At 67.6% G+C, this 25,088-nt stretch carries 20 protein-coding genes; 8 read left to right on the top strand and 12 right to left on the bottom strand.

What is annotated here, in order from left to right; all coding sequences use genetic code 11:
* Together ACWEO2_RS41575 and ACWEO2_RS41580 are read left to right on the top strand one after the other, a co-directional pair.
* On the top strand, positions 1-1,582 hold a 1,582-nt coding region (locus ACWEO2_RS41575; RefSeq protein ID WP_452410411.1), incomplete at its 5' end, for a helix-turn-helix transcriptional regulator.
* Between the two features lie 83 nt (positions 1,583-1,665).
* Positions 1,666-2,715 carry an alpha/beta fold hydrolase gene (locus ACWEO2_RS41580; RefSeq protein ID WP_452410412.1) on the top strand — a complete coding sequence of 350 codons (1,050 nt, stop codon included), beginning with the start codon at positions 1,666-1,668 and terminating at the stop codon, positions 2,713-2,715.
* A 192-nt stretch (positions 2,716-2,907) separates the two neighbouring features.
* Here the strand turns inward: ACWEO2_RS41580 and ACWEO2_RS41585 are convergent, their stop codons facing one another.
* The 5 genes from ACWEO2_RS41585 to ACWEO2_RS41605 all read right to left on the bottom strand — a co-directional run bounded on the left by ACWEO2_RS41585 (position 2,908) and on the right by ACWEO2_RS41605 (position 8,170).
* The gene (locus ACWEO2_RS41585) at positions 2,908-4,350 is read right to left on the bottom strand and encodes an aldehyde dehydrogenase (protein ID WP_452410413.1); all 1,443 of its coding nucleotides are present in this window, start codon (positions 4,348-4,350) and stop codon (positions 2,908-2,910) included.
* Positions 4,347-5,228, bottom strand: coding sequence for an aldo/keto reductase (locus ACWEO2_RS41590; RefSeq protein WP_452410414.1), 882 nt, complete (start codon positions 5,226-5,228; stop codon positions 4,347-4,349). Before ACWEO2_RS41590 ends, ACWEO2_RS41585 begins: the two co-directional genes overlap by 4 nt.
* A 132-nt stretch (positions 5,229-5,360) precedes the next feature.
* The gene (locus ACWEO2_RS41595) at positions 5,361-6,818 is read right to left on the bottom strand and encodes a dihydrolipoyl dehydrogenase family protein (protein WP_452410415.1); all 1,458 of its coding nucleotides are present in this window, start codon (positions 6,816-6,818) and stop codon (positions 5,361-5,363) included.
* A 22-nt stretch (positions 6,819-6,840) separates the two neighbouring features.
* A complete protein-coding gene (locus ACWEO2_RS41600; protein ID WP_452410416.1) occupies positions 6,841-7,287 on the bottom strand; it encodes a VOC family protein in 447 nt (148 codons plus the stop codon).
* 34 nt (positions 7,288-7,321) lie between these two features.
* Positions 7,322-8,170: an alpha/beta fold hydrolase gene (locus ACWEO2_RS41605; RefSeq protein ID WP_452410417.1), complete on the bottom strand. Its 849-nt coding sequence runs from the start codon at positions 8,168-8,170 to the stop codon at positions 7,322-7,324.
* Between the two features lie 277 nt (positions 8,171-8,447).
* Between ACWEO2_RS41605 and ACWEO2_RS41610 the strand changes: the two genes are divergently transcribed.
* The 3 genes from ACWEO2_RS41610 to ACWEO2_RS41620 all read left to right on the top strand — a co-directional run bounded on the left by ACWEO2_RS41610 (position 8,448) and on the right by ACWEO2_RS41620 (position 10,419).
* Positions 8,448-8,876 carry a hypothetical protein gene (locus tag ACWEO2_RS41610; protein WP_452410418.1) on the top strand — a complete coding sequence of 143 codons (429 nt, stop codon included), beginning with the start codon at positions 8,448-8,450 and terminating at the stop codon, positions 8,874-8,876.
* The gene (locus ACWEO2_RS41615; RefSeq protein WP_452410419.1) at positions 8,876-9,310 is read left to right on the top strand and encodes an alpha/beta fold hydrolase; all 435 of its coding nucleotides are present in this window, start codon (positions 8,876-8,878) and stop codon (positions 9,308-9,310) included. The genes ACWEO2_RS41610 and ACWEO2_RS41615 overlap by 1 nt, the downstream gene beginning before the upstream one ends.
* A 449-nt stretch (positions 9,311-9,759) precedes the next feature.
* Positions 9,760-10,419, top strand: coding sequence for an MBL fold metallo-hydrolase (locus ACWEO2_RS41620; protein WP_452410420.1), 660 nt, complete (start codon positions 9,760-9,762; stop codon positions 10,417-10,419).
* Between the two features lie 4 nt (positions 10,420-10,423).
* Here ACWEO2_RS41620 and ACWEO2_RS41625 read toward each other — a convergent pair whose 3' ends face one another.
* The 4 genes from ACWEO2_RS41625 to ACWEO2_RS41640 form a co-directional block, all read right to left on the bottom strand.
* Positions 10,424-11,938: a GMC family oxidoreductase gene (locus ACWEO2_RS41625; protein ID WP_452410421.1), complete on the bottom strand. Its 1,515-nt coding sequence runs from the start codon at positions 11,936-11,938 to the stop codon at positions 10,424-10,426.
* Between the two features lie 400 nt (positions 11,939-12,338).
* The gene (locus tag ACWEO2_RS41630; RefSeq protein ID WP_452410422.1) at positions 12,339-12,965 is read right to left on the bottom strand and encodes a cytochrome b/b6 domain-containing protein; all 627 of its coding nucleotides are present in this window, start codon (positions 12,963-12,965) and stop codon (positions 12,339-12,341) included.
* Positions 12,966-13,011: 46 nt separating this feature from the next.
* A complete protein-coding gene (locus ACWEO2_RS41635; RefSeq protein ID WP_452410423.1) occupies positions 13,012-13,653 on the bottom strand; it encodes a molybdopterin-dependent oxidoreductase in 642 nt (213 codons plus the stop codon).
* Positions 13,654-13,865: 212 nt separating this feature from the next.
* A complete protein-coding gene (locus ACWEO2_RS41640; RefSeq protein ID WP_452410424.1) occupies positions 13,866-14,288 on the bottom strand; it encodes an organic hydroperoxide resistance protein in 423 nt (140 codons plus the stop codon).
* Between the two features lie 824 nt (positions 14,289-15,112).
* Here ACWEO2_RS41640 and ACWEO2_RS41645 point away from each other — a divergent pair.
* Positions 15,113-15,859 (top strand): AAA family ATPase, encoded by a 747-nt coding sequence (locus ACWEO2_RS41645; protein ID WP_452410425.1) that lies wholly within the window; start codon positions 15,113-15,115, stop codon positions 15,857-15,859.
* A gap of 95 nt (positions 15,860-15,954) precedes the next feature.
* The gene (locus ACWEO2_RS41650; protein ID WP_452410426.1) at positions 15,955-18,687 is read left to right on the top strand and encodes a helix-turn-helix transcriptional regulator; all 2,733 of its coding nucleotides are present in this window, start codon (positions 15,955-15,957) and stop codon (positions 18,685-18,687) included.
* Between the two features lie 9 nt (positions 18,688-18,696).
* On the opposite strand, the gene ACWEO2_RS41655 is transcribed toward ACWEO2_RS41650, so the two are convergent.
* Together ACWEO2_RS41655 and ACWEO2_RS41660 are read right to left on the bottom strand one after the other, a co-directional pair.
* Entirely contained in the window at positions 18,697-19,488 is a 792-nt protein-coding gene (locus ACWEO2_RS41655; RefSeq protein WP_452410427.1) for an alpha/beta hydrolase, read from the bottom strand.
* 333 nt (positions 19,489-19,821) lie between these two features.
* Complete coding sequence (locus ACWEO2_RS41660) at positions 19,822-21,432, bottom strand: tannase/feruloyl esterase family alpha/beta hydrolase (RefSeq protein ID WP_452410428.1); 1,611 nt, start codon at positions 21,430-21,432, stop codon at positions 19,822-19,824.
* A 617-nt stretch (positions 21,433-22,049) separates the two neighbouring features.
* Here ACWEO2_RS41660 and ACWEO2_RS41665 point away from each other — a divergent pair.
* Entirely contained in the window at positions 22,050-22,127 is a 78-nt protein-coding gene (locus tag ACWEO2_RS41665) for a hypothetical protein (RefSeq protein WP_452410439.1), read from the top strand.
* On the opposite strand, the gene ACWEO2_RS41670 is transcribed toward ACWEO2_RS41665, so the two are convergent.
* A complete protein-coding gene (locus ACWEO2_RS41670) occupies positions 22,111-24,894 on the bottom strand; it encodes an AAA family ATPase (RefSeq protein WP_452410429.1) in 2,784 nt (927 codons plus the stop codon). The genes ACWEO2_RS41665 and ACWEO2_RS41670 overlap by 17 nt on opposite strands.
* Positions 24,895-25,088: the final 194 nt, after the last annotated feature.

The raw sequence follows: 25,088 nt of genomic DNA on the forward strand, positions 1-25,088 counted from the left end.
CGCGATCGCGGCGCTGGAACGCGCCGCGGCCCTCAGCACCACCCCGGGCCGGCGCGCGGATCGCCTGCTGCGCGCGGCCGAACTGGCCGTCGACTCCGGTCGCCGCGATACGGTCGAACGGCTGGTCGACCTCGCGCGCACACTCCCCCTCACGCCCGCACAGGAGGCCACCGCCACCTGGCTGCTCAGCGGGTTCGAGGATGGAATGCGCGAAAGTTCCTCGCGCATCGGCGAACTGGCCGCGCTCGCGGCCTCCGTCGCCGCCGACGGGTATCCCGATCCCGCGCTGCGGATCCTGTGGGGTGCGGCCATGCGATGCTTCTGGTCCGAACCCGGACCCGATATCCGGCACGCGGTGCTCGCGGTCGCCGACACCTTCGGCATTCCCGACGGTGACCCGCGCAAACTGGCGATCGACTCGATCGTGGCCCCGTTCGACCGCGGCGAACAGGTACTGAGCCACCTGCGGGCACTGGCCGCGACCACGGGCCGCGATCCGGAGATCGATCACTTTCTGAGTAGCGCGGCCTACCAGGTCGGCGCGTTCGACCTCGCGGCACACTTCTCCGCCGCGGCCGCACCCGGATTCCGTTCCGCCGGGCGCCTGGGACTGCTGACGCGGGCCCTCGCAATCCAGGCGTGGAGCCTGGCCCGGCTCGGTGACCTCGCCGCCGCGGCCCCGATCGCGGATGAGGCCGCGGCCTTCGCTCTGGAGACCGAGCAGCCCTTCATGCATGCGGTCATCACCTCGGTACAGGCCGAAATCGTGGCTCTGCGTGGGGATTACATCCAGGCCACAGCGCTTACGGCCGATGCCGAACGGACCGGACTGGCCGCCGCCGTGCGCCCCGTACTGGCCACCGTACAACTCACCCGGGCACTCATCGCGCTGGGTGAGGGTCGATTCGACGACGCGTTCACCGATCTGGCCCGCATCCACGATCCGCGCGACCCGTCGTATTCACTGGCGCTGCGCGCGTGTTTCCTCACCGAGCTCGCAGAGGCCGGGGTCCGCTCCGGGGAAACCGACGCCGTGGCGGAGCTGCTGCGCGAATTGGAACCGGTGGCGGCGACCACGTCATCGCCCGCCCTGCATATCGGAATGCGTTATGCCCGAGCAGTGCTCGCTGGCGATTCGGCCGGGGAACTGTTCACCGCCGCGCTGCAGGCGGATCTGACCGGCTGGCCCGCCGAACGCGGCCGCCTACATCTGGCATACGGCGAGTGGCTGCGGCGGCAGCGGCGCGTCATCGAATCCCGCACCCATTTGCGCACGGCCCGAGAGACTTTCGATGCTCTCGGCTTCACGGCGTGGAGCGAGCGGGCCCGCCTGGAACTGCGCAGTGCGGGCGAATCGAGCCCGAACCGCGACCCGGATGCCCGCGAGCGGCTCACCCCGCACGAGCTGAGCATCGCGCAGCTGGCGGCGCAGGGGCTGACCAATCGGGAGATCGGGCAGCGGCTGTACCTGTCGCACCGGACCGTCAGCACCCATCTGCATCGCATCTTCCCGAAGCTCGGGATCAGTTCGCGCGGTGACCTCGCGGCGCTGCTGCCGACCGAGGACGAAATGCCGCGATAGGCCGGTCGCAGTCGCTCATCCGACACCGATTACGTCATTCGACGCTCGCGACGGTATCCGCCCGCTCCCTAGCGTCTGGTGACATGAACATCAGCAGACGATTTTTCGGTGGTGCGCTCGCAGCGGGCGCGGCGAGCCTGGCCGCGGCCTCGCTGAGCGCCTGCGGCACGGATTCCGCGACCACGCCGGCGACTACGACTCCGGTCGGCGCGGATCTGCGGAAGGGCTCGGGCGCGAATACGACAATGGGACCGATCAAGCAGATCGACGCCGGTGTCCTCAGCGTCGGCTACGCGGAATTCGGGCCCAGCACCGGCCAGCCCGTGATCCTGTTGCACGGTTGGCCATATGACGCCTACAGCTACGCCGATGTCGGGCCGCTGCTGGCGGCGGCCGGATACCGGGTCCTCGTCCCGTTCCTGCGCGGCTACGGCCCGACCACCTTCCTGTCCGCGCAGACCGTCCGCAACGGCCAGCAGTCGGCGATCGCGCGCGACATCGTCGACTTCATGGACGCGCTGCACATCGACCGAGCCGTGCTCGGTGGATTCGATTGGGGTGCACGCACGGTCGACATCATTGCCGCCCTGTGGCCGCAGCGCGTCAAGGCGATGGTCGCGGTGAGCGGGTACATCGTCACGCAGCAGGCGGCACAGCAGCAGCCACTGGCACCGGAGGCCGAACTCGGCTGGTGGTACCAGTACTACTTCGCCACCGAACGCGGCCGCCTCGGTTACACCCGCAATCGGCACGACTTCAACAAACTGATCTGGAAGCGCGCGTCCCCGGCCTGGAATTTCGACGACGCCACCTACGACCGCACGGCGGCCGCCTTCGACAATCCCGACCATGTCGACATCGTCATCACCAACTACCGGTGGCGCTTGAGCCTGGCTCCGGGCGAGCCGCAATACGACGCTTACGAACAGCAACTCGCCACCGGACCGGCCATCACCGTCCCGGCCATCACTATCGGCAGTGATTTCGACGGAGCGGCCAAGGACGGAAAGCCCTACGCCGCCAAATACACCGGTAAACATGAGCATCGTGTCCTCGACGGCATCGGGCACAACGTCCCGCAGGAGGCGCCGCACCCGTTCGCCCAGGCCATCATCGACGCCGACCACCTCTGACCTGCTCGAGACCGCCGGGCCCGGCTGTACAGCCGGGCCCGCGGTGTGCCGTCTCTAGGGGGCGCGAAAATGCCTCGGGCCGTTTTCGATACAGGACACCGAGTGAAATGTGCTACGACAGCGCCACCTTCGACTGGGCGGCTAGATTCTGTCGACTTCCTCGATGAGCACGCGACCGCCCTACCAGCGGTGTCAGAGGGTGATGGTCTGGTATTCGGTGTACTGGCCCAGACCCACGGCCCCGTATTCGCGGCCGATCCCGCTGGCCTTGAAGCCCCCGAAGGGACCGTCGAATCCGATCGGTGCACCGTTGATGGTGACCGTGCCGGTCCGGATTCGGCGGGCGACGGCCACGGCGGCGGCCTGGTCCGCCGACCACACACCACCGGAGAGCCCGTAGTCGGAGTCGTTGGCGATGCGTATTGCGTCGTCGATGTCGTCGTAGGCGAGGACGACCAGGACCGGGCCGAAGATTTCCTCCCGGGCAATGCGCATGGCCGGTGTCACATCAGCGAAAACCGTGGGTGTGACATAGAAACCGTCCCGCAGGCCGGGCGGGACCTGTGGGCCGCCGCAGACCAGGCGCGCGCCTTCGGCAATTCCGACCTCGATGTAGTCGCGGACCCGTTGTTGCTGATCGCCGCGAACCATGGGCCCGATGAAGGTTTGCGGGTCGCGCGGATCACCGACCGGCAAGGACTCGACCAGTACCGTCAGCGCCGCGACCACCTCTTCGTAGCGGGAGCGCGGGGCGAGAATGCGTGTCTGGGCGATGCACGATTCGCCGTTGTTCAGCAGCGAACCGAATTTCAGGCCGTTCATCACCGCGGTCAGGTCCGCGTCGGGCAGGATCACCGTCGCCGATTTGCCGCCCAGTTCGAGACTGACCCGTTTGAGCTGGGTGCCGGCGATGGACGCGATCCGGCGACCGGCTCCGGTCGAGCCGGTGAACGCGATTTTGTCCACCAGTGGATGCGATATCAGATACTCGCTCGTTTCTCGTTCAGCGGGCAGCACACTGATCACTCCGTCCGGCAGGCCGATGCGATCCACCAGCTCGGCCAGCAGGCCCATGCTCAGTGAGTTCTCCGGAGATACCTTCAGCACCACCGAGTTTCCGGCGAGCAGGGCGGGCAGGATCTTCGTGGTCGCGGAGGAGAAGGGCGAGTTCCACGGGATCACCGCAGCCACCACGCCGACCGGTTCGCGCCGGACGACGCTTCGCACGCGAGAACTCGGGTCCGAGGGTTCGAGGGTGCGCTCCCAGTCGAAGTTCTCGGCGGCCGCGAGGTAGGCGTTGGCCTGCCGGGTCAGGCCGGCCTGGCCGGCCTTGGTGAACCATGCGGCGGAACCGTTTTCAGCGGTAATGAGCTCGGCGATCCGGTCGGCCTGTTCCTCGCGCAGCTGGTTGAACTTGCGCAGCAGGGCGATTCGCTCGGCGGGCGGGGTGTCGCGCCACTCCCGATTCCCGAAGGCGGTGTGCGCCGCCGCCACCGCGCGGTCCACATCGGCGGGCTGCGCCTGGGCCGCACGGCCGATGACCGATCTGTCGTGCGGGGAGAGGATTTCCAGCAGTGCCGGTTCGCTGGGTTCGGTCCACGAGCCGCCGATGTAGAGCCGGTCGTAGGTGATCATTCGTTCTCTCCTGCCGCGATGGCCGAGAGTCGTTCGAATTGGTTTTCGGACAATTGTATCCGTGCCGCGGCGATGTTCTGGTCGAGGTGAGCCAGGGAGGCGGTGCCCGGAATCGGCAGCATCGTCGGCGACCGGTGCAGCAGCCAAGCCAGCGACACCTGCACCGGGGTCGCGCCGAGTTCGGCGGCGATATCCGCTAGCGTGCCCGTCGCCGCGGCGTGTGCGCCCGCCGCAACGGGGAACCACGGGAGGAACGCGATGCCCTGCGCGGCAGTGTATTCCAGGACATCGTCGGCATCCCGGTAGGTGAGGTTGTAGAGGTTCTGCACGCTGGCGATCGGCGCGATCTCCGCGGCCGCTCGGATCTGGTCCACGCTGACCTCGGACAGACCGATATGACGGGCCTTGCCCTCGGAGACGAGCTGCTGGAGCGCACCCATCTGATCCTCGAGCGGATAAGCCGGGTCGATGCGGTGCAATTGCAGCAGGTCGATGTGGTCCAGTCGCAATCGGCGCAGACAGAGTTCGGTCTGCTGACGCAGATAGGCCGGGTGCCCCAGCGGTAACCATTCGGTCGGAGTCGGGTGCACGGCGCCGACCTTGGTCGCGACCACGATGTCGTCGCGGTACGGGGCCAAGGCATCGGCGATCAGGTCCTCGATTTCGCCGAGCGCGTAGGCATCGGCGGTGTCGATGAGGTTCACCCCCGACTCGACCGCACGCCGCAGTATCGCGACGGCGGCCTGCCGATCGGCGGGCGCTCGCCAGACGTGGAACACCGACGTATCGAATCCTGGTTCCTGTGGAGCCAATCGCATTGTGCCATAACCGATTCGGCTCACAGTGAGCTCGCCGCCGAGCTGAAGGGTGTTCGTCATAGCTCCGACGCTAGGGGCCGCCGAGCGCGGGCCACGAGCGTCGAATGACGTAATCCATGACGCTCGTCTACGCGAGCTATAAACGAATCCGCCGACCACAATCTCTCGTGGCCGGCGAATTCGTATGTACCGCTATGATTTCGCACGCTGATCCCGATAGGTCTCGAGCAGCCTCAACCACACCTCGCTGATGGTCGGAAACGAGGGCACCGCATGCCAGAGCCGGTCCAGGATGATCTCGCCGGTGATGGCGACGGTGGCCGAATGCAGTAGCTCGGCCACGCCCGCACCGACGAAGGTGGCCCCGACGATCACCCGCCGTTCGGGATCGATGAGGATGCGCGCCCGGCCGCGATAGTCCGGATCGTGCTGGAGCGCACCCGCGACCTGGCCGATGTCGTAGTCGACGACATCGACCGTGCGGCCCGCGCGCACCGCGTCCTCGGTGGTGAGGCCGACGGCGGCGATCTCCGGATCGGTGAACACGACCTGCGGGACGGCGACGAGATCGGCGGTCCCGGTGTGCCGTCCCCACGGGGACGTGTCGAGGTCACAGCCGGACGCCCGGTCGGCGATGACCGTGCCCGCGATGCGCGCCTGGTACTTGCCCTGATGGGTGAGCAACGCCCGGCGATTGACATCGCCGACGGCGTAGAGCCATTCGCCCTCGACCGCGGTCACCGTGAACGCGTCATCGGTGACAAGCCAGTCGCCCGAGGTCAAACCGACTGTCTCCAAGCCGATGTCGTCGGTGCGGGGTGCGCGGCCGGTCGCGAGCAGTAGTTCGTCGACGACGATCCGGGTGCCGTCGTGCAGGCTCAGATGCACGCCGTCATCGGGTCCGCCCGCCCGTTCGGCGGTCACAATGCCCGAGCCGAAGTGCAGTTCGACGCCCGCCGCCCGGAGCCGGTCGGCGACCAGGTCCGCGGCGAAGGGTTCGACGCGGGTGAGCAGCCGCGGTTCCCGGGCGATGAGGATCACCTCGGCGCCGAGAGCCCGCCAGGCGGTGGCCATTTCGACCGCCACCACCCCGGCGCCCAGGATGGCGAGCCGGCGCGGCACCTCCGGGGCGCTGGTGGCCTCGCGGCTGGTCCACGCCCGCACCGTGTCCAGGCCCGGCAGCTGCGGCAGCGCCGCGCGAGTGCCGGTGCAGACCGCGACCGCGTGCCGGGCGCGCAAGCGCACGATGCCGCCGTCGGGGGTCTCGACCGTCACCTGCCGGACCCCGTCGAGTCGGCCGTGGCCGCGAATGAGTGCGATGCCAGCGGATTCGAGCCATTCGACCTGTCCCTGGTCGTTCCAGTCGGCGACCATGCGGTCGCGGTGTTTCAGGACGGCGCGGGCATCGAGCGGTCCGGTGACGGCGTTCGCGACGCCGGGGAACCGTGCGGCCTCGGCGTGCAGCAGGGCGGGACGCAGCAGTGCCTTGCTGGGTTCGCAAGCCCAGTACGAGCATTCGCCGCCCACCAATTCGGATTCGACGATCACGGTGGCGAGCCCGGCGGCGCTGGTGCGGTCGGCGACATTCTCACCGACCGGCCCGGCCCCGAGGACCACGACGTCGTAGGTACGAACTTTCTTGTCGGACATAAGGTTCCCTTCGATGGCCGAGTCAGCGGCCGGGTGCGCGCTGCGTGATTTCCTGCAGGAACCAGTCGTTGCCGTCCGGATCGGCGAACGCGGCGAACGATCCGTAGCTGCGACGCTGCGGATCCGCGCCGGGGACCCGGCTTTCGGTTCCGGCATGGTGGAACACACCGGTCGCGTCGCGGAACGGTCCGTCCACGGCGATCCCGCGTTCGGTCAACTCCGCGACGGTCTTCTCGATATCGGTGACGATCAGATGCAGGCCCCGCAGAGATCCGGGCGCGGTCGCGGTGACGCCGGTGCCGAAGATGATCGAGCATTCCGAGCCCGGCGGGGTGACCTGCACGACGCGATAGCCGTCGTCCACCGGGAAATCGGCGTCGAGACGGAAGCCGAGTCGCTCGGTGTAGAACGCCTTGGCGCGGTCGACGTCGGCGACGGGCAGGACGACGACTTCCAGTTTCATATCCATGATTCGTGTTCTCCTCGAACGTCTTTCGCGATGATCAGTGGGCGGAATTCTTGGCGGCCTGCTCGATCACCTCGGCCACCCGATCGGGATGCGAGACGGCGACCGAGTGCGAGGCCGCCACCTCGGTGACCTGCGCGTGCGCCCGTTCGGCCATGAACCGCTGTGCCGCAACGGGGATGTTGAGGTCCTGGGTGGTGATCACGTCCCAACTGGGCTTGTCGGTCCAGGCGGCGACGGTGGCCTTCTCCTCGAGCGCGGCCTGCAGGATCGGGCGCTGGGCGGCGGCGGCCAGGGCGGCGCGGTCGGCGGGGACGTCGGCGGCGAACTGGTCGTGGAACTTGGCCTGCTGGATGTACAGGTCGGTGCCGGTGCTGCCGTCTGGATTGGTGAACGGGACCGGGTCGAGCGTGCCGGGCAGGGTGGACCCGGGGAACTTGCCGGTCAGCTCGAGCGCGGTCTCGCCCGGTGCGGGCAGGAACGCCGCCACGTACACCAGCGCCTTGACCTGATCACTTCCGGCCGCGGCGGCGCTGATGACCGATCCGCCGTAGGAGTGCCCGACCAGCACGACGGGTCCGTTGATGTGGCTGATCAACCCGCGCAGGGTGATGGCGTCGGCACCGGGCCCGCGCAGCGGATTCGCCGCCGCGACAACCGGATAGTTGTCCTTGCGGAGTTTGTCGATGACATCGTTCCAGCTCGACCCGTCCGCGAACGCGCCGTGCACCAGCACGACAGTCGGCTTCGGCGCGTCCTCGGTCGGCCCGGCGTGAGTGGTGCTGGCGGTGCACGCGACGGCGAGACTGCCGGCCGCGACTGCGGCCGTGACCGCGGCGATCGCCCGGCCCGCGCGCCGCATCCGGGGGCGTCGAATGTCGACCATGTCATTGTCCTTTCGAGGAACGGTGAAGCACGTTGTGCGGCCTCCACTGTGGTTCGCGCTCCCCTGCCGCCACATCTGTCAACTGACGCAGACCATGACGTAGTCACTGAGCATCAACGGACCGAAGCCGTCGACTGCCGTGCCGCCGCTCACTTCGGCGCAGCGGCATCTACGGGGCGCTGCCGCGACTCCGACTACCGACGCGACACGGAAATACGTCACGCCGAGCGTCACCTGACCGATTCGCCGCGATATCCGAGGCGGCCATCGTATTTCCATGGCTACCGTACGTTTTCGCCTGATATCCACCCTGTCGCCCGTCGAAGCCCTGCGGGTGCTCACCGACTTCGGGCCCAGCCGGCCCGAGGTATGGCCGAGCATCGACGCCGAACATTTCGTCGTTCACGTTCGCGGCGAGAACTGGGCCGAGGTCACCGAAGGCACGGCCGCCGCCTGGGAACGCGCCCGCTACGAATGGACCCCCGGCGGTGACACCGTCACCGTCACCACCCTGGACTCCAAACTCTTCGGCGCGGGCGGCGGCTGGACCTTCCGAATCACACCCGACCTGCCCGGGTGCCTCATCGATGTCGAGCTCACCCGAACCCCGCAGGCGTTAAAGGGCAAGATCCTGGCAGCATTGCTGCCGCTGGTCGGTCCGTCCTCGCTGCGCAAGTCCCTCGCAACTCCGCTGCGAGCCGCGTGATGCCCATATCGCAGCAGACTTTCGACGCATCCGCGCCCGGCGTACACGCCTTCGACTCCGACGGCGTCCCCCAGCGATACCACGTCTACGGCGGTGGACCGGTCTGCCTGGCGCATCCCGGCGGGCCGGGCTTCCGCTGGGAGTACCTGCGCATGCCCGAGCTGGAAGAGCACCTGACCATGGTGTACGTCGAGCCGCTCGGCACCGGCGAATCCGGGCGCCTGCCGACGCACCCGAACGGCTACACCCGCGAACGCTACAGCATTGCGCTGCAACGAATCCCCGATTCTCGACTGGCGATCCTGGAACACAGTGGCCACCTCGGGCACCTGGAAGACCCCGAGCGCTTCACCAATGCGGTCGGGAACTTCCTCCTCTCAACACAATTCCGGCCATCAGCGAGCGACGGCAATCCCGAAAGGCACACGCGATGAACCTGCGAGAACCCGAACGGCCCCCGATCGCAGAGCTTTTCGTATGCGGTCCGATAGCGATGCTGATCTGGTCGGAGGCCTCTGTGCTGCACGGTCGCCGACCGTCGGCATGGGAGCTCGAGGCAAAACGGCGCTGAGCTTGGACACCGATTCCATCCACCACGGACCACTCCACAACGAACGAAGCCGCCGGTCACAAGGTCTCATGGTCGGCCGGCTTCGTGTGCACCACTTAGAGGTTGCCTCTGACTTCCTCAACATGACGCAGGGGACCGCCGGCGTGGCCCCGTCCTGCGGCGGCCGCCGTCTGCCTCGCAGCAGACGACCCATCCACAGAGCCGTCCTCGATGTCGATGGCGGCCGCACCGGCATCCCAGTCATCGCCGACGCGGAGGGATTCACGCAAACCCAACCGCCACAGCACAATCGAGCACGAGCGAGGATGCGAAATGAAGATCGAGCAGGTTTCCGACTCGGTACATATGGTGTCGGGGACCAACGTCAACTGGGCGTTGGTCAGTGATGGTTCCGGCGTCACGGTCATCGACGCCGGCTACCCGGCCGACACGGCCGCGGTACTCGAGTCCGTGCGTCAAATCGGTCATAAGGTCGGCGATATCGCCGCGGTCCTACTTACCCACGCCCACCTCGACCATATCGGCGCCATACCCACACTCGTCGAACAAGCCAATGTGGCTGTCTACACCGGCGAACAGGAAGTCCCGCACGCCAAACGTGAGTACCTGCAACAGATCACCGCGCCACAGATGCTGCGGCAACTGACGACACAACGCGGGGCCCGGTGGGTGATGCAGACAGCACGCGCAGTCGTCGGTCACATCGGCATGCGGGTGCCCACCGCGCGGGCGGCGGACCCGACGGTACTGGCGGCGCTGCCAGGCGGATTCGTCGCAATCTCCACACCTGGGCACACTGACGGCCATACGGCCTACTTCATGCCCTCCGAAGGGGTGCTGTTCTCCGGAGACGCGCTCGTCACCGGCCACCCCCTGCTACCGGGAACCGGACCCCAACTGCTGCCGAAAGTGCTGGATACGCGGGGGCAAGAGATCGCTGCCGCGTGTGGGCAGCTCGCTCCTGGAAGCTAACCGGTCATTGCCATGACCGTCGCAGCAGATCCGCGGCGCGTTCGGCGATGGCGTATACCGTCGCGTTCGTATTGGCCGACGGAATCGCCGGTATCACCGACCCGTCGGCGATCCGCAGCCCCTCCAAACCGTGAACCCGCAGTTCGGAATTCACGACGGACGACGCGTCCTCACCCATGGCGCAGGTGCCCACCGGGTGGCAGTAGGAGCCGAAATTCCGTCGTGCGTAGTCACCGAGCACCGCCTCGTCGATGACGTCGAGACCGGGCGCGACTTCGGCGACGCCCCATCCGGCGAGCGCCTTCGAGGCGGCGATCTCGCGAGCGGCCTCGATGCCGGCCAGCACTACCTCGACATCCGCTGCCGCCGTGAAGTATCCGGGGTCGAGCATCGGCGGCGCGGACGGGTCAGCCGAGGTGATCCGCAGGGAGCCGCGGCTCGCCGGGAGCATCGGCGAGACGCTGATGGTGAAGCCGTTCGGCACCGCCGCAACGGGATTGGGCATTGGGATATCGATGAAGAGGATCTGCAGATCAGGACCAGCCAGGTCGGGGTTGCTGCGCAAGAGGCCGATGACCTCGCCGTGATTGGCCCGCGGCGCGGGTACCAGGCGCCGGGAACTGTGCACCAGGTTGATCAGGGGATGGTCATGGAGATTGCGGCCCACCCCGGGCAGTGGGTGCACCACCTCGATGTTCGCGTCCCGCAGCACGGACTCCGGTCCGATGCCCGAGCACAACAGCAGTTGTGCGCTGCCGATGGTTCCGGCGGTCAGCACGACTTCGGAAGTGGCGGTGGCGCGGTGGATTTCATCGGCCACGCGGTACTCGACACCGGTGCAGCGCTGACCTTCGACGAGCAGCCGGTGGGCGAGCGCACCAGTGACGATACTGAGGTTCGGTCGTCCCAGCGCGGGCGCGAGGTAGGCGTCGGCGGCACTCTGCCGTTGTCCGGCAACGATATTGAGGTCGACCGGGCCGAATCCGTCTTCGAGTCCGCCGCTGATATCGGTGGCGCGCGGGAATCCGGCCTCGATCGCGCCGGCCAGGCAGGCGCGCAGGATCTCATTGGGCTCGGTGGTCGGGCCGACGGTCAGCGGCCCGGCGGTGCCGCGGCCGGGCCCACCGCTCACGGCAGTCTCGCTGCGCTGGAAGTAGGGCAGCAGATCGTCGTAGGTCCAGCCCTTGGCGCCGTGGATGCTCCAGCCGTCATAGGAGGTGTGATGCCCGCGTGCGAACACCATGGCATTGATGGCCGACGAGCCGCCCAGTCCCTTACCGCGCGGCAGCGGCACCGGTGTGCCCGAAAACCGCTGTGGCACAGTAAGGTCGCGCCATCCGGCCGACGAGTCAGAGAGTGTCGGCCAGGCCGGGGGATGCGCGACCGCGTCGGGCAACGCCGCGGCGCCGGCCTCCAGCAGCAGCACCCGGAGGTTCTCGTCCTCGGTGAGCCGGGCGGCGAGCACGCAGCCCGCGGTACCGCCACCGACGATGACGAAGTCATAGGCATGTGAAGGCATTTCGATCATCCTTTGTGTAGTGAGCGAAGAATCCGGAAAGGGCGGAAGCGGGCGTGGGTGCCGCACAAGCAGTTCCGGATACCTTTCGAACATCCCTGCCGGGACCGCCCCGCCGAATCAGTCAGATGACGCTGTTCTGACGTAATGGCGGTGGCGACATCCCGTTGAACCTGACTCCCGGCAGGCAGAACAAGGTGCGCAGATGAGCCTTGACGGTGTCGACGGAGAAGAACAGCTCGTCGGCGATCTGCTGATCGGTGGCGGGTAGAGCGAACCAGCCGAACCAGGGTGATCCGATTGCTCCTTCAACCGCGAAGGCGAACGCGATGGCGCGACCGAGGTTGCTGGTGGAGCCGCTGATGAGCGGCTGAGGATGGTCCGACGCAATACCATCGAGGGATCAATCCCGGGGCTTGGGACTCCGGTCCGTAGTCGGCTGGTCCACGACCAGCCACAGAGGATGCTCACGGTCCGCCCAGGCCCGGTCGACGTACCCGGTCCGCAGGCCGCGCCGCGCCTCCGGATCCTGGTACGCCTTTCTAATGTGGCCCACCAGCACGGCCGCGATACCCCACGCGAGAACGTCGTGCACGAAGATCGCGCTGGTCCGGGAGATGCCCGGGAGCAGGTGCTGGAACCACATCAGCAGGCCCGTGCACATCATCACCAGCACGGCGCCGGCGATCCAGCCCGCGTAGAGCTTCTGCCCGGCGTTGAACTTGCCGGCGGGGCGCTCCGACGGTGCGGTCAGGCGCCGACGGACCGCGCTCAGCCAGCGCCGGTCGTACGGTGCGAAGCGGTTCAGCCTGCGGAGATCGGCGCGGAAGGCCGGCGAAAACAATCCCAGTAGAACCGGCACGGGCAGCAGGACGCCCGACCACTCGTGGACAGTCATCAGGATGTCTCGTCGACCCACCAGTTGAGCCAGCGGCCCGATATAGAGGAAGGCTGCGGTCGTCGCGCACAGCAGCATCAGCATTCCAGTGGTGCGGTGGACCGCCCGCTCGGCGCTGGTAAACCGCCGCACACTGTCTCGTCGAGGCCGCCTTTCGGGCCGCGATTCCGTCTGCGGTTCACTCGGCGCCATCGAGCCAGCCGTCGACGTCGTACCCGCGCACCTCCCAGTAGCCGGGGACGACCCGACTGGTGACCGATATGGCGGATAACCATTTGGCGGACTTGTAGAAGTACATCGGCGCCACATAGAGCCTGACCGGGCCGCCGTGCTCATGCGTGATCGGCGCGTCCTGCATCCGCAGCGCCACCAGCACGTCGGAGCGCCGGGCCTGCTCCAGCGTGAGGCTCTCGGTGTACGCACCGTCGAAACAGCCGAAACTCAGGGCTTTGCCGCCGGCGCTGACCCCGGCGTCGTCCAGCAGGTCGGACAGTTTCACTCCGTCGAACGGCACCTTCTCGACGCGCCAGCCGTCGGTGCATTGCACGTCGTGGACGACACGGGTCTGCGGCAACGCGCGCAGGTCCGCAAGCGTGTACGTCCGCGCGCGGTCCACGAGGCCGTCGATTTTCAGCTCGTAGTCGGTCTCGCCTTTGCGCGGGACCGAGCTGACAACGCTGTAGTAGCGGAACCCGCCCGGGTTCGGGAGCAGGCCGGTGAGACCGGTCGGATCCGCCTGAGATGCCTTGGCCAGCAAGCTCTCCCAGCCGGCCTGCACGTACGGCGCTGTGATCAGCCCCGCCGCGCCGACGCCGAGCATGCCCAACAATGTTCTCCGAGCCACGGGGGCACCGTCCGGGATGTTCTCAGATTCGGTTCCTGGCATCTTTCTGCTCCTTCCGTCGTCGCCTGAAATGTCTGCGCGACTTGGCGATCACCACCGTCGCTCGCGCCCGTGGAATCCACATCAGTCATCTGGCGCCGAGTCGTTCAGCCCAAGCCCACGGTGCACGCTGTGATGTCGGCGGCGGCTCAGACAGCAGTGGCGTTTATGGTGACCGGGATGTTGCCCCGGGTCGCCTTGGAGTAGGGACAGGTTTGGTGGGCTGCTTCGGCCAGTTCTTCGGCGGTGCGCTGGTCTACGCCACCGAGGCGCGGCGCCAGCGTGGCCAAGAGCGAGAACTCGCCGTCGTCGTGACGGAGGGTGACTTCGGCGGTTATGTCGGTGCTGGTCAGTCTGATTCCGCGCTGACCGGCGACGCGACGCAGAGCGCCGAGGAAACAGGCGGCCCAGCCTGCGGCGAAGAGCTGTTCCGGGTTGGTGGCGTCGCCGGCTCCACCCAATTCCTTGGGGATGGACAGGCGGTGTTCGAGCAGACCGTCGGTGGAGCGAACGGTGCCGCCGTTGCGGCCCTCTCCGGTGACTTCGACTGTGGCGGTGTAGTTGATGGCCATGGTGGAACTTCCTTTCGAGCGGGTTTATGGATGTGCACGGTGGGTCGGGTTACCGGCTGGTCAGCTGGTTGCGAGCCGCCCCGGTGGTGGCAGCGTGTCGAGTAAGTGCCGAACCGTCGTCACCCCTGGCCCGCAGTACCTGCCGGAGCACGGAGTCAGGCTTGGTTCTGCGCCCGGTGGGCACCTGCTCGGCGACGCGGGCGAGATTCCGCTCGGCCTCCGCGGTCCTGTGCGTCGGCTCGAGGAACAGGGCAAGCAAAATGCCGATGGCGAGGGCGGGGGCAATCCAGAGCGAGGACCAGGGCGGTCATCGCGGCGGCGACACGGCCTGCCCGGGCTGCCGGGGGCTGTTGTGACTTCGGCATCGGCCTGCCTCTCTTCGGTGGCGCCAGGTGCGGCGACCGGGTCGGTGAGGCTCGCCACGAACTGCTGTGGGACAGCCTGCGTCCGCTCGGTGAAATGGATGGTCATGGAGTGCGCCCTCCGGTCCGTAGGCCGGTGTCCTTGACGGGAGCTCTCCTCAGGCTCTCCGATGGCACCGGTTGGTCGAGCCAGTGCCGAACCCTGGTCACCCACTGGCCTGAGCCCGGCCCAGTACCGAACCTGGCTCGTGCCTGGAGGAACAGGGCGAGCAGGATGCCAAGCCCGCCATCCCTGGTGCCCTGGCCCGGGTACGACCAGGGTTCGCCGCTGGGGCGATGGGACGTTGCTTCGCGGGATCGTGGACGACGGATGCCGAGCGGGCATCCATCGCTACGAAGGAGCTGGAAAGTGGTGAACTTCAAGATCGATGTCGTGGTCTTGCCCACGACGGACCAGACATGATGAGTCGCCCTTCGTTGCCCCCGCTGCGCGGTCGCGTCCACGAACAGGACCTGCTCGATCGGCTGCTGGTCGACGTGCGCTGCGGCTACAGCCGCACGCTGGTGCTGCGCGGGGACTCGGGCATCGGCAAAACCGCGCTGCTCGCCTACCTCGCCGGTCAAGTCCCGGTGGGCCGAGTCGTCGGCACGATCGGGGTCGAGAGCGAATCCGAGATCGCGTACTCGGCCCTCCAGCAGATGTGCACACCACTGCTGAGATATCTGGACCGACTGCCCGCAGTTCAAAGGGCTGCCCTGGCGACGGCTCTGGGGCTCAGCGTCGGCGAATCGCCTGGGCGCCTGCTGACCGGACTTGCCGTACTGGGACTAATCGCCGAAGCTGCGGTCAACGAACCGCTGGTCTGCGTCGTGGACGACGCGCAGTGGATCGACCGGATGTCCGCGGCCGTCCTCGCGTTCGTCGCCCGTCGGCTGGACACCGAATCGGTGGCTCTGGTCTTTGCCGTGTCCAGTCTTGGCTCCGGACTCGTGCCGCCCGACGCTGGGCTCCTTTCCGGCCTGCCAGAGCTGCAGGTGGAGAGGCTCTGTGATGACGACGCCCGGGCGCTACTGGACGAGGTGCTACCCGGGTCGGTACCTGACCGCGTGCGAGACCGGATCGTTGCGGCAGCACGCGGCAACCCGTTGGCGCTGCTGGAGCTGTCGCGCGGCGAGAACAGAGATCAGACCGACCGTCCTGTCCATTGACTGGCAGACCGCGGCCGAAAAGCGAGTTCGCAGCAATACAAGTTCGCGGCAAGAGTGGAAGAGGGCTGGCAGGCATGGAATCGAAGAACACGACGATGGTAGGCCGAGAGGTCGAACAGGCGGAGCTCCTGGCTTTCGTCATGTCTTCTACGGGCCAGGCTCTCGTTTTGAGAGGGGGGACCGGGGTCGGCAAGAGCTCGCTGTTGAGCCACGCTGTCGCGATGGCCGAGCAGGCGGGTCACACCATTGTCCGAGCCGCAGGGGTCGAGGCGGAGTCAGAGCTGCCCTATGCCGGGCTGCATCAGATCCTTCATCCGCTGCTTGCGAACGTCGTGGGGTTGGATAACGGGAGCCTGGTAGTGCTCGAGGCGGTGTTCGGCGGAGTGCCGAGCGATCCGCCGTCGGTCATGACGCTCGGCATCGCTGTTCTCAACCTCCTTTCACTGGCGACCGCACAGCGGTCGCTGCTGCTGGTCCTCGACGACGGGCAGTGGCTGGACGACTCCAGTGCGGACGTGTGCGGTTTCGTAGGGCGCCGCCTGGTCGGTGGCCCGGTGAAACTGCTGGTCGCGATCCGCACCGACATCGCGTCGCGTTTCGACACCGCGGCGCTGCCCGAACTGCCGGTCGCCGCCCTCTCCGACGAGGACGCGGCACGCTTGCTGGATCGGCGATACCCGAATCTGGGCAAGCGCATCCGCCGCACAGTGCTGGAGCAGGCGCAGGGCAATCCACTGGCGCTGTTGGAGATGCCCGCCCACCTCGCCGGCCGGCCAGGCGAGGAGGCGCTGGACGACTTCGGTTCGCACGGCGTGTCATTGCCCCGGCGGCTGCAACAGCTGTTCGGCGCACGTATCGCAGCCCTCGATGAGGGCGTGCGGGCTGAACTACTGATGGGCGCCCTCGACGGCGCCGGGACCCTGTCCGACTCCGACACCCTCGCCGGTGTGCGCTACCGCATGCGTGACGCCGACCAGGCGGTGGCCGCGGGGCTGTTGGATATCGAGCCGACCACCGGCGACTTCGTCTTCCGTCACCCACTCGTGCGTTCCACGATCGTGCAGATGGCTACTCCCAACCAGCGCCGCGCCGCGCACCGAACACTGGCACAGGTCCACCGGGAGCATCTCGAACGCCGGGCGACGCATCTGGCGGCGGCCACCGTCGATCCCGACGAGGAGGTGGCTGACATCCTGGAGGCGGCAGCCGAATCGGCGACCCGGCGTGGTGGCGCCCTGGCGGCCGTGGCCTGGCTGACCCGTGCCGCCGAGCTCAGCGAGAACCACGGCGATCGGTCCCGGCGATTGGCTGACGCGGCTTTCGTCGCCGGCCACGCCGCCCGCCTCGGCCAAGCCGACCGACTCGTCCGCTCCGACCTCGCACCCGGCTCAACGGAGTCGCCGGCCTTGGTCCTGGCCTACGCATACCAGGCGCTCTACCAGGACGGGGACGTGCGTTCCACCCACCGGCAGGTCGCTGCTGCGATCGTGAAGCTGCGTGACAGCGTGCCGGTGAGCTCCGACGAGGTCCGTACGCGGCTGGTGATCCTCTTGTTGGCGATCAGTCAGTACGCCGGAGACCGCACGACCTGGGAGCGCACTCATGAACTTCTCGCTTCGATGAGCGAAATCGTCACTGAACCTGAGCGGATGTACAGCGCAGTCTGGAGCGATGTGACCCGTCACGGCGCAAACTGGGCCGGGCCGGTGGAACAGGCCACCACGAACCTCCCAGACCTGGAACCCTGGGAAGTCGCGCGCCTGGCGGTGGCGGCGTATCACCTCGACATCCTGAACCAGTACCGTCCCTACCTTCAGCGCAACGTCGACCGCGAGTTGAAGACCGGAGCCGTGGCCAGCGGCATGATCATGCTGCACCTGGTCATGCTCGACCAGATGGCGGTCGGCGAATGGGACGGGGCTGAGGAAACCGGGCAGCGAGTCCTGCAGCTGGCGAAAGAGCACGGGTACGACCTTTTTACCGCTCAGAGCCATGCCTATCTGGCCCAACTCGCGGCGCTGCGCGGACAGTCCGGGCGAGCCCGGGACCTGCAAGCCGAGGCGGACGCCTGGGCCCGCCCCCGCGGACTGGGGTTCCTCACCCAGATGGCCGACTCCGCCGGCGCGACCGCCGCATTGAACTCCGGCGACTACGAGGTCGCCTACCTCTACGCCATCGGCATCACGTCTCCGGGGACGTTCCAGCCCTACGCGTATCAGGCCTCGCGCACTCTGCTGGACCTCGTCGAGGCCGCCCGCCACACCGGCCGCATCGACCAGGCCCGCGGCCACGCCCTGGCTGCCCGGGACGCCGGGCTGCCCGAAGTGTCGCCACGCCTGGCACTGATCACCTACGGCGCGCTGGCGATGACCGCTGAAAGCGAACAAGAGGCCACCGAGATGTTCGCGCAGGTCGAATCGCACCCAGATGCCGAACGCTTTCCGTTCGAGCTAGCCCGGATCCGGCTGGCGCACGGGATACGAATACGCCACGTCCAAGGGCGGGCAGCCGCCCGCCAATACCTGATTCCGGCGGCCGAGACCTTCGAACGGCTCGGCGCGGCAGGCTGGGCCGAGCGGGCGCGAGCCGAAGTGCGCACAACCAGCGCCGTCCCCCGTGCCTCAACGCTGAACCTGACTTCGTTGACCTTGCAGGAACGCCGCATCGCCGACTTGGCCGCCGCCGGGCTGACGAACAAGGAGATAGGTAAGCGGCTACACCTCTCGCCGCGCACCGTCAGCTCGCACCTGTACCGCATCTTCCCGAAGCTGGGCGTCACGAGTCGTGCGGCGCTTCGCGACGCGTTGAGCCGGACGGCTGAGGTCTGATTTCAGCGCTCAGTCTTCCGCGATTATGGCTGCGATGCCGTTGGCGGCCAGCCAGATCAGGACGTAGTCGGCGACCGCACGCCAGCCGCTGTCGAACACGAGCGAGTGGCCCCGATCAGCGAACTGCTTCAAATCGGTCACGGCCGGTGAGTCGCCGTACAACTTGAATACCGAGCGGGTGACGGCGTCCGGGACCATCCGATCCTCCTGCCCCGAGATGAGCAGCAATGGTCCGCGCGCAGGGTTGGCTACGTTCACGGTGGTGTCGGCCGACCCGCCAGCGGTGCGGTCCAGCCCGAGGTCCGCGAGAAGCCTGAGTGGGGCGGGGACGGCATACTGCTCGAAGAGCTGCTCGGCTTCCTCTTCACCAACCGCGTTGGCGACGACGTGTCGGAACTGGGTCCGAGGCAGCGGCCCGAAGTCCAGGTGCCATGCCCGCCGGGGCGGGGCGCCGCCCAGCGGTACGCCATTGGCTGGCAGCGGTGCGAGAGCAACCGCCGCGCGGGCGAGGCCGGCGCCGAGGAGTTGCTGGGCGATGAGACCACCGACCGAATGCCCGATGAGGACCGGCGGGTTGTCGTAGGAACGCACGATCTTCTCGTAGTGGGTGGTAAGCGCTGCGAGCCCGAGGTCACCCAACTGGCCGATATCGTGGCGGACCTGCGCCACGGAGGCAGATTCGCCGGGCCAGCCCGGGAACCGCACCACGAAGCCGTGCGAGGTGAATCTCTCCGCCCAGCCCTGCCAGCACGACATGTGAAACCACGCACCGTGGATGAGGACTACATGGGTTTGTTTCACGGACCGACCTTCCAGTTGCACACGACGATCTGCCGCTGACGTAGTGGCTTTCCTCCAGGATCACCGACTGGCAACCCGGCGGAAACCGTCGGATGACTCAAAGAGATGACTCGGCAGATCCTGCGAGTGTCTCGACTTCAGCTGACGGATATGCCCGAGCCGATGACCAAAGAAGCGTGGAGGCGAGTTCCGCCCAACAAACGGCTACACCAGGTGCACGTGGGGTTCGGGCCCGCCCCCTAAGGGGCGGGCCCGAACCTTCTTGCGGCCGGTTCAGACCAGTTGAAGCGAACATCTGCTCAGCCCTGATCCGTGGTGCTCGGGACGGGCCGGTCAGCTCTGGGGCGAGGGTTCGACGCAGCGGAAGCTGGTCGGGGACGTCGGGTCGCCGTCGCCGCTGTAGTGGGAGACCATCGGGAGGCGGCAGATGTCGCGCGAGACTGTCTGGCCGGTGGCGGTGGTCAGGGTGGCCCGCAGGACGTCCGGTGCTTGGCCGTGCTCGACCCACGCTGTCAGGGCGGTGAGGTCGTTGACCGTGCTGCCGGTAAGGGCGCAGTGCGCGACGCCCGGCGCCAGGAAGACGCGGTAGAAGTCGTCGACCTTGGCGGTGCCGCCCATCTGCGCATCCACGCGGTTGCGGTAGTCAACGGTGCCCGCGGTGGGGATCAACTGGTCGACGTCGCCCTGCCAGGTGATGATCTTGCCGCCCGCGTCCCGGAACGCCGACAGGTTCGGGTCGGAGGTGCCGATGATCGAGTCGTATTCGGCGCGGGCCTTCTGGAAGATCTCGTCGAACTGCGCGTAGGTGAGGTTCGCGGTGTTGAAGGTGGGCTGCTTCTCGACGAACGTGGCGACCCACTGGGCGGGGACGGGGAACGGCGAGCCCACGGTGACGCCATCGGCGCCGGTGGTGCTGGCCGTCAGGCTGCTGAAGTCGGCGCCGATCGGCAGGCCGTACCACAGCCGCTGGCCGTTAGTGTCCCGCGGACCGTCCCAGATCTTGCGGACCACGTCGGCGTCGGCCTCGCTGATCGTGTACTCCTTACCGTCGCACGCAACCTTGGTGCCGATCAGGCTGCGCGGGTCGAAGTTGCACCGGCTCGGATCGCTGATCAGACCGTCGGCAAGGCCGTCGACCGCGTCGCAGGCCTTGACCGTGGCCTGGTTGAATGCGTTGAACTCGCACGTGGTCGGGTAGGTGTGCGCCTCTTTCATCACCACCTGCGGCCACAGCGTGGCGACCTCGAACTGGTTCCAGTTGATGGCCGGGGCGTCGGCATTGATGCCGTTGAAGTCGGTCGGGTACTTCTGGGCCTCCATGTAACCCTGTCGTCCGCCGGTAGAGCATCCGTTCCAGTAGGCGTAGGACGCGGAATGGCCGTAGACGTCGTTGACGACCTGCTTGCCGACGACGGCCAGTTCGTGCACCGAGCGGGAGGCGAAGTTTTCCAGCAGTGCGGTGTTGATCTGGCCGCTCGAGTTCAGCGCCCAGCTGCTGTCCAGGCCGCTGGTATCCACGCCGGCGTCGGTGGTGCCGGCAGCGTAGCCCTGCTTGATTGCCGTAGCCACGCTGCCGATGTTCCCGGCGGCGTAGGCGGCGCCACCGACCGCCTGGAATCGGCCGTTCCAGCCGGACTCCGGCAGCCAGACCTGCACCTTGGCATGGTCGTTCGCGCTGGGGTGGGTCAGTGTGACCGTCACTTCGCAGTGCGCGGGGACGTCGGGCACGGGGTAGCCGCCCAGCGGCGGGTTTCCGGGGACCTGAAACGTTCCCGCGGGGACGTTGGTCGCCGTCAGGGACTCCACGGTGGCGCCGGCCGGTGCCGGTATTTGAAATGTGGAGCAGTTGAACACGTTTGCGCTCACGGGAGTATGTGTGGAACCGGACGTGTTCACCAGTGCGTAGATGACGGCTGCGGTGGCCACCAGGACGCCGGTGATCACGACCGTCAGAATTCGTCGTTTCAAGGTCTCTCCTCAGTTGGGACTACGCCATCACTGTGGCCAGCTCACCAGCACCGGCACATCAGTCACCTGACGCTCAGTCGACGAGAATTCCGAACCGTCGCGGGCCATCGAGGGCGCAGCGCCGAGTAGCCGCGGGCCACGAGGCTGAGGAACGCGCCACCGAGGCGGCGCGAGTGATACGGAGCCAGCAGAGCATTGCAATGGAGGGTCGGCTCGGAGTGGGCTCCGGCAACAGGCCGCTCGGGCTGGTCGATCCGTAAAGTACCGAACAGAACAACTCGAGATCATCCATTCAGTGATGCCGCGGTCGCCCAGGTGTCCGCGGCTCGAACTCGTACTGCCCCTGGAGGGAAGACGCCAGGGCACACGAATTGGTTGAGGCTGAGCAGCGCGCACTCCATGTTCGTCGAGATCGACGCCGAAGCGTTCGGTGAACGTTCTCGCCTCGAACTCGCTGCATGTGGCGTATCGGTGCCGCAATCTTCCGCGCGGCCGACAGTTGAGCTGACCGAGCATGAACGCCGGATTGCCGTGCGCGGGATGGACGTTCGAACGCTGAGATCGGGGCGGAGCTCTTCCTCGGCGCCAGGACAATCGAGTGGCACCTGCGCAAGGTGTTTGCCAAGCTCGGCATCAGCTCACACCGAGAGCTGCTTACAGTGCTTTCGTAGCCCGGTTCTGAAGATCCCCGACCGTCGGGATCATCGACAGGGCACCGTCGAGCTCGCGACGCGAGGAGACCCCTAGCTTGCTGAACACCTTGCGCAGGTGCCACTCGACTGTGCGAGGACTGAGGAACAACTCAGCGCCGATCTCGGCGTTCGGGTGTCCGTTGGCTGCGAGCCGGGCGATCTGCGCCTCTTGAGGAGTTAGCACCGGCGTACCGGTGACGGTCCGTTTGCGGACAGTCTCACCGGTGGCGAGCAGCTCGCGCCGGGCACGTTCGGCGAACGCCTCCATGTCCATGTTCGCGAACGCATCGTGCGCGGCGCGCAGCTCGGTGCGGGCTTGCGCCCGTCGGTTCCGGCGGCGTAGCCATTCTCCGAATAGCAGCCGGGTCCGGGCCTCGAGCACGCCGAGCCCACCCCGACCGAAGTGGTCGACGGCCTCGCGGTAGCGGTCTTCGACCTGCTCGGTCACACTGGCGGGTCCGGGTATCTCGGTGAGCGCCTCGGCAAGGGCGTGCGCACCCTGCGCCCAGGGTGTGCCCGTCCGAGCCCAGTCGGCCAGTTGCTCGCGTGCCTCGGCCGCGATGGACTGCTCGCCGGTGCGAGCCGCCGCCTCAACGAGTTCGCACAGTGCCCAGTGATGCAGAGCGAAGTCCCGATACTCCAGGGCAGAACGGGCGGCTTCCAGCGCGCCCGAGTAGTTCCCAAGACCGTTGTGGAGCACTGCCCGCGCGCATCCTGCGACGCCGAGCAGCCGTCCCAGGCCGCGCTTCTCGCCGTCGCGTTCCAGGCTCTCGATCCGGCCCACTGCCTCTCGCTCTCGTCCCCGGTACGCGCCGAGCATTGCCGGTGCGACCGTGGACGCGCTCAGGCGCATGGATTCCTCCGCGGCCGCCGCCTCAGCGAGCAGGTTCTGGGTCTCGGAGAATCGCCCAGCGTGGATCAGGGCGATCGTGCGGTAGGTCAACGCAGTCGGGATGAGCGACAAGGTGCCGGTAGCTCGGGCGGTAGCAGCCGCGCGCTCCGTGATGCTCAGACAGGTCTGGAGGTCGCCTAACTCCACTGAGGCGGCCACCGCTAGCCACAACGCCCCCGGGTCGCCGTCAGCGACGTAGTCGCCCAGTGCCTGCCGCAGGAAAGGGACCGCAGGGCCTGGACCATCGACGCACCAGGTGATGAACGCGCGCAAGAAGGCCCCCGCCGTGTCGTCGCCAGGCGGCAAACCGCGGGCTGTCTCGGCAGTCCGCCGCAGACCGTCAGGTTCGATCCGGCCAGCCCACATGGCCGCGCCGAGCGCCGACAGGCAGGTTTCGCGCGCGGCGGCCGGGTCGAGATCCCGAAGCTGGGTCGTCGCGGCAAGCAGCGGCTGCACCGCACCGAACCCTGGTTTGGCCATGTACGACGCCAGGGCTCGCAGCCGCGTGGCCTCGGCTTGCTGCAGCCGGTCCAGCGGCCCCAGCTGGGCGGCGGCGAGCAGGTCGGGTACCTGGGCCGGTGCGCCCGCCGCGAGATAGGTCCCGGCCGCCGCCAGCGCCCGCCGCGCCCGCTCATCCCGGTCGGGAGTGAGCGCAGCAGCACGTTCCAGGAAGGAGGCGGCAGCCGCCCGGCCGCCACGCGCCAAGGCCCGGTCAGCCGACTGTTCCAGCGCGGCGGCTACCCGCTCGTCCGGCCCGACCGCGGCGTGGGCCTGATGCCAGGCCCGCCGGTCGGGATCGCGCTCGGCGTCGGTGGCCTCGGCGAGGGCTTGGTGCGCCGCGCGCAGCGTGGCAGCATCGGCGCCGCGCCAGACGGCCGAGCGCACCAGCGGATGCCGGAAACGCACCGGGGCCCCCAAGGTGATCAGGTTCGCGGCCTCAGCCGGTGCCGCGGCTTCGAGTCCGATACCCAGCAAGCCCAGGGCACGCCACAGCAGCGGGCCATCGCCGACCGGCTCGACTGCCGCAACCAGCAACAAGGTACGGGTGTCGGCCGACAACGCATCGACACGCCGGCGGAAGCCGTCCTCGACCCGGGTCGCTAGCGGAGCGCCGCCAGGACCGCCGAAACCGAAGGCCAACTCGGTCGGTGACAGGCCACGGGGCAACTCCAGCAGAGCGAGCGGATTCCCGCCGGTCTCTGCGACGATCCGGTCCCGCACGCGGGCGTCGACCGGCCCTGGCAACACACTGTCGAGAAGCGCCCGGGCGTCCGCGTCAGCGAGCCCGTGCACGGGAAGGTCCGGCAGACCAGAAAGCCCTTCCTCCTTCTCCCCATCGGTGGCGCGCTCGGCGAAGACCATCGCCACCGACTCGGCATCCAGGCGACGCCCGACGAACGCCAGGATCCGCTGCGACATCAGGTCCAGCCACTGCGCATCGTCGATCAGGCATAGCAGGGGAACCGCGGCCGCCGCCTCGGCAAACAGACCGAGGACCGCCATCCCGACCAGCAGCATCTCGGGCGGATTCCCTGCGCTCAGGCCGAACGCGACACGCAGCGCATCCTGCTGCACCGGCGGCAGCCGTTCGAGATGTGACAGCAGCGGGGCGCAAAGGCGTTGCAGGGCTGAATACGCGAAATCGGACTCCGCTTCGACGCCGACCGTACGAACTGTCTGCATTTGCGTTGCCTGCGCGGCCAGATGATCGAGAAGTGCCGACTTGCCGACGCCAGCCTCACCGCGCAGCACCAGTACGCCGCTACGTCCGTCGCTCACCTCGTGCAGTAGGCGGTCCAGCGCGTCCAGCTCCCGATACCGCCCGATCAGCTGGTGTTTCGCGTCCCGCAGCATGTCACCCCAAGTAGAAGTTTCCTCCCGGAGGAGCTTTGCCCATCCTACGAACTGCCTGAAACGTATGGATCGGCTGCTCGCGACTGCCCCGGTGACTCGGCGCTAGATGATGGATGCGCGATGAGCGCAACCGACGAGACAGTGGTGCCGCTGGGTATCGGCACAATACGAAAGGCAGTTGATAGCGAACGCCG

The sequence above is a fragment of the Nocardia sp. NPDC004278 genome (assembly GCF_053602975.1).

Excerpts from the sequence above, each read along its gene's own strand:
- ACWEO2_RS41580 (WP_452410412.1), top strand. The coding sequence starts at position 1,666 with ATGAACATCAGCAGACGATTTTTCGGTGGTGCGCTCGCAGCGGGCGCG.
- ACWEO2_RS41585 (WP_452410413.1), bottom strand. The coding sequence starts at position 4,350 with ATGATCACCTACGACCGGCTCTACATCGGCGGCTCGTGGACCGAACCC.
- ACWEO2_RS41590 (WP_452410414.1), bottom strand. The coding sequence starts at position 5,228 with ATGACGAACACCCTTCAGCTCGGCGGCGAGCTCACTGTGAGCCGAATC.
- ACWEO2_RS41595 (WP_452410415.1), bottom strand. The coding sequence starts at position 6,818 with ATGTCCGACAAGAAAGTTCGTACCTACGACGTCGTGGTCCTCGGGGCC.
- ACWEO2_RS41600 (WP_452410416.1), bottom strand. The coding sequence starts at position 7,287 with ATGGATATGAAACTGGAAGTCGTCGTCCTGCCCGTCGCCGACGTCGAC.
- ACWEO2_RS41605 (WP_452410417.1), bottom strand. The coding sequence starts at position 8,170 with ATGGTCGACATTCGACGCCCCCGGATGCGGCGCGCGGGCCGGGCGATC.
- ACWEO2_RS41610 (WP_452410418.1), top strand. The coding sequence starts at position 8,448 with ATGGCTACCGTACGTTTTCGCCTGATATCCACCCTGTCGCCCGTCGAA.
- ACWEO2_RS41615 (WP_452410419.1), top strand. The coding sequence starts at position 8,876 with ATGCCCATATCGCAGCAGACTTTCGACGCATCCGCGCCCGGCGTACAC.
- ACWEO2_RS41620 (WP_452410420.1), top strand. The coding sequence starts at position 9,760 with ATGAAGATCGAGCAGGTTTCCGACTCGGTACATATGGTGTCGGGGACC.
- ACWEO2_RS41625 (WP_452410421.1), bottom strand. The coding sequence starts at position 11,938 with ATGCCTTCACATGCCTATGACTTCGTCATCGTCGGTGGCGGTACCGCG.
- ACWEO2_RS41635 (WP_452410423.1), bottom strand. The coding sequence starts at position 13,653 with ATGCTCGGCGTCGGCGCGGCGGGGCTGATCACAGCGCCGTACGTGCAG.
- ACWEO2_RS41640 (WP_452410424.1), bottom strand. The coding sequence starts at position 14,288 with ATGGCCATCAACTACACCGCCACAGTCGAAGTCACCGGAGAGGGCCGC.
- ACWEO2_RS41645 (WP_452410425.1), top strand. The coding sequence starts at position 15,113 with ATGAGTCGCCCTTCGTTGCCCCCGCTGCGCGGTCGCGTCCACGAACAG.
- ACWEO2_RS41650 (WP_452410426.1), top strand. The coding sequence starts at position 15,955 with ATGGTAGGCCGAGAGGTCGAACAGGCGGAGCTCCTGGCTTTCGTCATG.
- ACWEO2_RS41670 (WP_452410429.1), bottom strand. The coding sequence starts at position 24,894 with ATGCTGCGGGACGCGAAACACCAGCTGATCGGGCGGTATCGGGAGCTG.